Source organism: Pseudomonas sp. AU11447, from assembly GCF_001672555.2.
Taxonomy (GTDB): domain Bacteria; phylum Pseudomonadota; class Gammaproteobacteria; order Pseudomonadales; family Pseudomonadaceae; genus Pseudomonas; species Pseudomonas nitroreducens.
This window is the reverse complement of sequence record NZ_LZDG02000090.1, coordinates 1-6,832: the sequence shown is the minus strand read 5'-3', so window position 1 is coordinate 6,832 and position 6,832 is coordinate 1. Positions and strand designations below refer to the sequence as shown.

Below are 6,832 nucleotides of genomic sequence, written 5' to 3'. Positions count from 1 at the left end.
CGGCTCTCGCGACATCCAGGTCGCTCAACCCCTGAAACTGCGCTTCAACGAGGCCTCCTGAACGGGGCCGTTCGGAGTGCCCGGAAGTCGCTCTGGAAGCCCTCAAGAGCACACAGAGGCAGCCCCAGCCTGTAGGAGCGAGTTTGCTCGCGAATCCCGTGCCACAAATCAAGGGCATCCGCTCACCAGCACGCCTGCACAAAACGGATAGCACTCTGCACAAAGCGGATATTGCCCCCGCGTACCCAGCCCTAACCTGAGCCTGCCTGAACAATAACAACGGAGGCCCTGGCCATGTCCCTGGGTATCGACTACTTGCGTTCACTGCTTGAGGAAGACCCCGCGAAGGGCGTCTACCGCTGCCGCCGGGAAATGTTCACCGACCCGCGCCTGTTCGACCTGGAGATGACCCACATCTTCGAAGGCAACTGGGTCTACCTCGCCCATGAAAGCCAGATCCCCGAGAAGAATGACTTCCTGACGACCATGATCGGTCGCCAGTCGATCTTCATCGCGCGCAACAAGGACGGCGTGCTCAATGCCTTCCTCAACGCCTGCAGCCACAAGGGCGCCATGCTCTGCCGGCACAAATCCGGCAACCGCTCCAGCTACACCTGCCCGTTCCACGGCTGGACCTTCAACAACTCCGGCAAGCTGCTCAAGGTCAAGGACCCGGCCGAGGCCGGCTACCCGGAAGGCTTCAACTGCGAAGGCTCCCACGACCTGACGAAGGTCGCGCGCTTCGAGTCCTACCGTGGCTTCCTTTTCGGCAGCCTGAAGGCCGACGTCAAGGCGCTGGTGGAGCATCTGGGCGAGTCAGCGAAGATCATCGACATGATCGTCGACCAGTCCCCCGAAGGCCTGGAAGTGCTGCGCGGATCGAGCAGCTACATCTACGAAGGCAACTGGAAACTCACCGCCGAGAACGGCGCCGACGGCTATCACGTCAGTTCCGTACACTGGAACTACGCTGCCACGCAGAGCCAGCGTCAGCAGCGTGAAGCCGGCGAGGAAGTGAAGACCATGAGCGCCGGTGGCTGGGCCAAGCATGGTGGCGGTTTCTACTCCTTCGACCACGGCCACCTGCTGCTCTGGAGCCGCTGGGCCAACCCCGAGGCGCGCCCGGCCTTCGAGCGCCGCGACGAGCTGGCCCGCGACCACGGCCGTGCCCGCGCCGACTGGATGATCGAGAACTCGCGCAACCTCTGCCTGTACCCCAACGTCTACCTGATGGACCAGTTCAGCTCGCAGATCCGCATCGCCCGGCCCATTGACGTCAACCGCACCGAGATCACCATCTACTGCATCGCGCCCAAGGGTGAGAGCAGCGAGGCGCGCGCCCAGCGCATCCGCCAGTACGAGGACTTCTTCAACGTCAGCGGCATGGCCACGCCGGACGATCTGGAGGAATTCCGTTCCTGCCAGCAGGCCTACCAGGGCAGTGCGGGTGGCTGGAACGACATGTCGCGCGGAGCGAAGCACTGGATCGAGGGCGCGGACGAGGCCGCACGGGAAATCGATCTGGCGCCGGCGCTGTCCGGGGTGCGCACCGAGGATGAAGGCCTGTTCGTGCTGCAGCACCAGTACTGGCAGCAGACCATGATCGACGCGCTGGCCATCGAGCAGGCCAATCGCATCGCACTGAAAGAGGAGGGCGTGTGATGAGCCGCTACGAAACCGTGCGCGATTTCCTCTACCGCGAAGCGCGCTACCTCGACGACAAGGACTGGGACGCCTGGCTGGAGCTGTACGCCGCCGACGCCTCCTTCTGGATGCCTTCCTGGGACGACCGCGACCAGCTCACCGAAGACCCGCAGCGGGAAATCTCGCTGATCTGGTACGGCAGCCGTGGCGGCCTGGAAGACCGCGTGTTCCGCATCAGGACCGAGCGTTCCAGCGCGACCCTGCCCGATACCCGCACCTCGCACAACCTCAGCAACATCGAGGTGCTGAGCGAGGCGGATGGCCTGTGCCAGGTGCGTTTCAACTGGCACACCCTGAGCTTCCGCTACAAGACCGTCGACAGCTACTTCGGCACCAGCTTCTACACGCTCGACGTGCTTGGCGAGCAGCCGCTGGTGAAGGCCAAGAAGGTCGTGCTGAAGAACGATTACGTCCGGCAGGTCATCGACATCTACCACATCTGATTTGCCGGCTCAGGCTGTTCGTCGCGCGCGTGGACTCGCCGCGCGTGACATCGCCTGCGCGGCTCCGAGGTGCACGCCATGAACCACAAGATCGCCCTCAACTTCGAAGACGGCGTTACCCGCTTCATCGACGCCAGCCCCAACGAAACCGTGGCCGATGCGGCCTACCGCCAGGGCATCAACATCCCGCTGGATTGCCGCGACGGCGCCTGCGGCACTTGCAAGTGCTTCGCCGAGACCGGCCGCTACGACCTGGGCCAGGAATACATCGAAGATGCCCTGACCGAGGACGAAGTCGAGAAGGGCTATGTGCTCACCTGCCAGATGCGTGCGCAAAGCGATTGCGTGGTGCGCGTGCCGGCATCGTCGCAAGTCTGCAAGACCGCCCAGGCCAGCTTCGAGGCCAGCATCAGTGCCGTGCGCCAACTGTCCGAAAGCACCATCGCGTTGTCGATCCGGGGCGAGTCGCTGAGCAGGCTCGCCTTCCTGCCGGGGCAGTACGTCAACCTGCAGGTGCCGGGCAGCGAACAGAGCCGCGCCTACTCCTTCAGCTCGCTGCAGAAGGATGGCGAGGTGAGCTTCCTGATCCGCAATGTGCCGGGCGGGCTGATGAGCAGCTTCCTCACCGGATTGGCTAAAGCCGGCGACAGCATGACCCTGGCCGGTCCGCTGGGCAGCTTCTACCTGCGCGAGATCAAGCGGCCGCTGCTTCTGCTGGCCGGCGGCACTGGCCTGGCGCCCTTCACCGCGATGCTGGAGCAGATCGCCGAGCGTGGCAGCGAGTATCCGCTGCACCTGATCTACGGCGTCACCCATGACTTCGACCTGGTGGAGCTGGATCGCCTGGAAGCCTTCGCCTCGCGCATTCCCAACTTCACCTGGAGCGCCTGCGTGGCCAGCCCCCAGAGCAGCTACCCGCGCAAGGGCTATGTCACCCAGCACATCACGCCGGCGCACCTGAACGATGGCGAAGTGGACATCTACCTCTGCGGGCCGCCGCCGATGGTCGAGGCGGTCAGCCAGTACATCCGAGAACAGGGCATCACTCCGGCGAATTTCTACTACGAGAAGTTCGCCGCCAGCGCTGCCTGATTCTCGACAACCAACGCGGGGCGGCTCTTCGTAGGAGCGAGCTTGCTCGCGAACAGCTTCGCAGCGGGGCTTTGGTTCGCGAGCAAGCGCGCTCCTACAGGTTGTGCTCGCCTCAGTGCCATGAGGTCACCATGAAAAGATTCAACAACAAGATCGCCCTCGTCACCGGCGCCGCCCAGGGCATCGGCCGTCGCGTCGCCGAACGACTGGTGGAAGAGGGCGCGAAGGTCATCGCCGTGGACCGCTCCGAGATCGTCCACGAACTGCAGGACGCCCTCGGCCAGCACGGAGAAATCCTCACCCTGACCGCGGACCTGGAGCGCTTTGCCGACTGCCAGGGCGTGGTCGATCAGGCACTCGAACGCTTCGGCCGCCTCGACATCCTGGTCAACAACGTCGGTGGCACCATTTGGGCGAAACCCTTCGAGCACTACGCCGAAGAGGAGATCGAAGCCGAGGTGCGCCGCTCGCTGTTCCCCACCCTGTGGTGCTGCCGCGCGGCGCTGGTGCCGATGCTGGAGCAGGGTGCGGGCGCCATCGTCAACGTCTCGTCTATCGCCACCCGTGGGGTGAACCGCGTGCCCTACGGCGCGGCGAAAGGCGGGGTTAACGCGCTGACCGCCTGCCTGGCCTTCGAGACCGCCGAGCGCGGCGTGCGGGTGAATGCCACCGCGCCCGGCGGCACCGAGGCGCCGCCCCGGCGCATCCCGCGCAATGCGGCACAGCAGAGCGAAGCAGAGAAAACCTGGTACCAGCAGATCGTCGACCAGACCGTCAGCAGCAGCCTGATGAAGCGCTACGGGACTATCGACGAGCAGGTGGGGGCGATTCTCTTCCTCGCCTCCGACGAAGCCAGCTACATCACCGGCGTGACCCTGCCGGTGGGTGGCGGCGACCTGGGCTGAGGCGCCGCCATGCTCCGCTCACGGCAGTTTCGCGCCGATCAGCTGCAGGCAGCGTTGCAGCGGTGCGCTGACATCGCCCCGGCGCAGGCTGAGGATGATCGGCGAGACTGCCTCGGCATCGGTCAGCGTGGCGTAGCCGATATCGGCACGGTGCTGTTGTTGCACCGACGCCGGCACCAGCGCCACACCAAGGCCGGCAGCGACCAGGCCGATGGCGGTCTGCAATTCGTTGGTCCACTGCGCAACCCGCACGCTCAGGCCGTGATTGGCGAACAGCGCCAGCACATGGTCGGCGTAGCTGGGGCGTGGGTTGGCGGGGTAGAGCACGAAGTCCTCGCCGGCCAGTTGCTCCAGGCTCACTGGGTGACCCAGCAGACGGTGTCCGGCGGGCAGCACGGCGACCATCGGCTCCTCACGCAGGACGATCTGGCTGATCGCCGGGTCGTCGATGCGGATGCGCCCGAAGCCGATGTCGATGCGCCCGCTTTTCAGCGCCTCGACCTGCTGCACCGTGGTCATTTCCTGCAAACCCAACTCCAGCCCGGCATCGCTGCGCAGCTCGCGGATCAGCTCGGGCAGGCCGTCGTACAGCGTCGACGGCGCGAAACCGATGCCGAACCACTGGCGCTCGCCCAGGCCGATGCGCCGGGTGCTTTCGCAGATGCCCTCCAGCTGCGCCAGCAGGGTGCCGGTCTGCTCGTGGAAGTAGCGCCCGGCGTCGGTCAGGCGCAGCGGCCGGCCGCGTTCCAGCAAGGGTACGCCGAGCAGCTCCTCGAGCTGCTGGATCTGCCGGCTCAGCGGCGGCTGGGCGATGTGCAGGCGCTCGGCGGCACGGGTGAAGTTGAGGGTGCCGGCCACTTCGCGGAAGTAGCGCAGGTGTCGCAGCTCCATGATACCTCCAGGGTATGCAACCAGACGGCATCGATATTGGACTGGCCGCAGGCCCCGGCGCAATCCTTTTTGAATCGCGAAAAGACCCTCCGGGTATCGCCAGCTGGCAGCCCGGCCACTTCAGAAATAGCAGAACGGAACGCCGTCCATGAGTAGCCCCGTCATCGAACGCATCGAGTCGATCATCGTCGACCTGCCGACCATCCGCCCGCACAAGCTGGCCATGCACACCATGCAGCGGCAGACGCTGGTGATCATCCGCCTGCGCTGCTCCGACGGCGTCGAAGGCATCGGCGAAGCCACTACCATCGGTGGCCTGGCCTACGGCAACGAGAGCCCGGAAAGCATCAAGGCCAACATCGACGCGCACTTCGCGCCGCTGCTCCAGGGCCAGGACGCGAGCAACATCAACGCTTGCATGCAGCGCTTGGACAAGTCGATCAAGGGCAACACCTTCGCCCGCTCCGGCATCGAGAGCGCGCTGCTGGACGCCCAGGGCAAGCGCCTGGGCCTGCCGGTCAGCGAGTTGCTCGGCGGCCGTGTGCGCGACAGCCTGGAAGTGGCCTGGACCCTGGCCTCCGGCGACACCGCCCGCGACATCGCCGAAGCCGAACAGATGCTGGAGATCTGCCGCCACCGCATCTTCAAGCTGAAGATCGGCGCCAACCCGCTGGAGCAGGACCTCAAGCACGTGGTGGCGATCAAGAAGGCCCTGGGCGAGCGCGCCAGCGTGCGCGTGGACGTCAACCAGGGTTGGGATGAATCCCAGGCCATCCGCGGCTGCCAGGTGCTCGGCGAGAACGGCATCGACCTGATCGAACAGCCCATCTCGCGCATCAACCGCAGCGGCCAGGTGCGCCTGAACCAGCGCAGCCCGGCGCCGATCATGGCCGACGAATCCATCGAGAGCGTCGCCGACGCCTTCAGTCTCGCCGCTGACGGCGCAGCCAGCATCTTCGCCCTGAAGATCGCCAAGAACGGCGGCCCGCGCGCCGTGCTGCGTACCGCGCAGATTGCGGAGGCGGCGGGTATCGCGCTGTACGGCGGGACCATGCTCGAAGGCGCGGTCGGCACCCTGGCCTCGGCCCACGCCTTCATCACCCTGGAAAAGCTCACCTGGGCCACCGAGCTGTTCGGCCCGCTGCTGCTCACCGAGGAAATAGTTACCGAGGCGCCGGTGTACCGCGACTTCCAGTTGCACGTGCCGCGCACGCCCGGCCTGGGCCTGACCCTGGACGAAGAGCGCCTGGCGCGCTTCCGCCGCACCTGACTTTCAACCTGTTCCCGACTGCCCGATAGAGGAGATGACCCGATGCTGTTCCACGTGAAGATGACCGTGAAATTGCCCGTCGACATGGACCCGGCCAAGGCCGCCCAGCTCAAGGCCGACGAGAAGGAACTGGCCCAGCGCCTGCAGCGCGAGGGCAAGTGGCGCCACCTCTGGCGCATCGCCGGGCACTACGCCAACTACAGCGTGTTCGACCTCGCCAGTGTCGAGGAGCTGCACGACACCCTGATGCAGCTGCCGCTGTTCCCCTACATGGACATCGAGGTCGACGGGCTCTGCCGCCATCCGTCCTCGATCCATTCCGACGACCGCTGACAGTCGCTCTGTACGACTCAACAAGAACAAGACTTGAGGATCGCACCATGACCGTGAAGATTTCCCAGACTGCCGATATCCAGACCTTCTTCGAAGAAGCCAGCGGCGCCCTGAACGATGCCGGCAACCCGCGCGTGAAGAAAATCGTCATGCGCATCCTGCAGGACACCGAGAAGCTCATCGAAGACATGAGC

At 65.3% G+C, this 6,832-nt stretch carries 7 protein-coding genes and 1 pseudogene; 7 read left to right on the top strand and 1 reads right to left on the bottom strand.

From position 1 onward, the window contains the following. Nucleotides 1-294: 294 nt before the first annotated feature. The 4 genes from benA (at nt 295) to A6723_RS30585 (ending at nt 4,144) form a co-directional block, all read left to right on the top strand. Nucleotides 295-1,662: a benzoate 1,2-dioxygenase large subunit gene (gene benA, locus A6723_RS30600; protein WP_054907664.1), complete on the top strand. Its 1,368-nt coding sequence runs from the start codon at nt 295-297 to the stop codon at nt 1,660-1,662. Further along, nucleotides 1,662-2,147: a benzoate 1,2-dioxygenase small subunit gene (gene benB / locus A6723_RS30595; RefSeq protein ID WP_054907663.1), complete on the top strand. Its 486-nt coding sequence runs from the start codon at nt 1,662-1,664 to the stop codon at nt 2,145-2,147. The genes benA and benB overlap by 1 nt, the downstream gene beginning before the upstream one ends. A gap of 78 nt (nt 2,148-2,225) precedes the next feature. Then, on the top strand, nt 2,226-3,239 hold the full coding sequence (benC, locus tag A6723_RS30590) for a benzoate 1,2-dioxygenase electron transfer component BenC (RefSeq protein WP_054907662.1): 1,014 nt from the start codon (nt 2,226-2,228) through the stop codon (nt 3,237-3,239). Between the two features lie 131 nt (nt 3,240-3,370). Next, nucleotides 3,371-4,144 carry a 1,6-dihydroxycyclohexa-2,4-diene-1-carboxylate dehydrogenase gene (locus A6723_RS30585; protein WP_054907661.1) on the top strand — a complete coding sequence of 258 codons (774 nt, stop codon included), beginning with the start codon at nt 3,371-3,373 and terminating at the stop codon, nt 4,142-4,144. Between the two features lie 18 nt (nt 4,145-4,162). Here A6723_RS30585 and A6723_RS30580 read toward each other — a convergent pair whose 3' ends face one another. Further along, the gene (locus A6723_RS30580) at nt 4,163-5,035 is read right to left on the bottom strand and encodes a LysR family transcriptional regulator (protein ID WP_054907660.1); all 873 of its coding nucleotides are present in this window, start codon (nt 5,033-5,035) and stop codon (nt 4,163-4,165) included. Nucleotides 5,036-5,183: 148 nt separating this feature from the next. On the opposite strand from A6723_RS30580, the gene A6723_RS30575 reads away from it, so the two are divergent. The 3 genes and pseudogenes from A6723_RS30575 to A6723_RS32545 form a co-directional block, all read left to right on the top strand. Continuing rightward, entirely contained in the window at nt 5,184-6,305 is a 1,122-nt protein-coding gene (locus tag A6723_RS30575) for a muconate cycloisomerase family protein (RefSeq protein ID WP_054907659.1), read from the top strand. 42 nt (nt 6,306-6,347) lie between these two features. After that, nucleotides 6,348-6,638 (top strand): muconolactone Delta-isomerase, encoded by a 291-nt coding sequence (gene catC / locus A6723_RS30570; protein ID WP_017519458.1) that lies wholly within the window; start codon nt 6,348-6,350, stop codon nt 6,636-6,638. 47 nt (nt 6,639-6,685) lie between these two features. Continuing rightward, nucleotides 6,686-6,832, top strand: a pseudogene (locus tag A6723_RS32545) (catechol 1,2-dioxygenase); the annotation flags it as partial.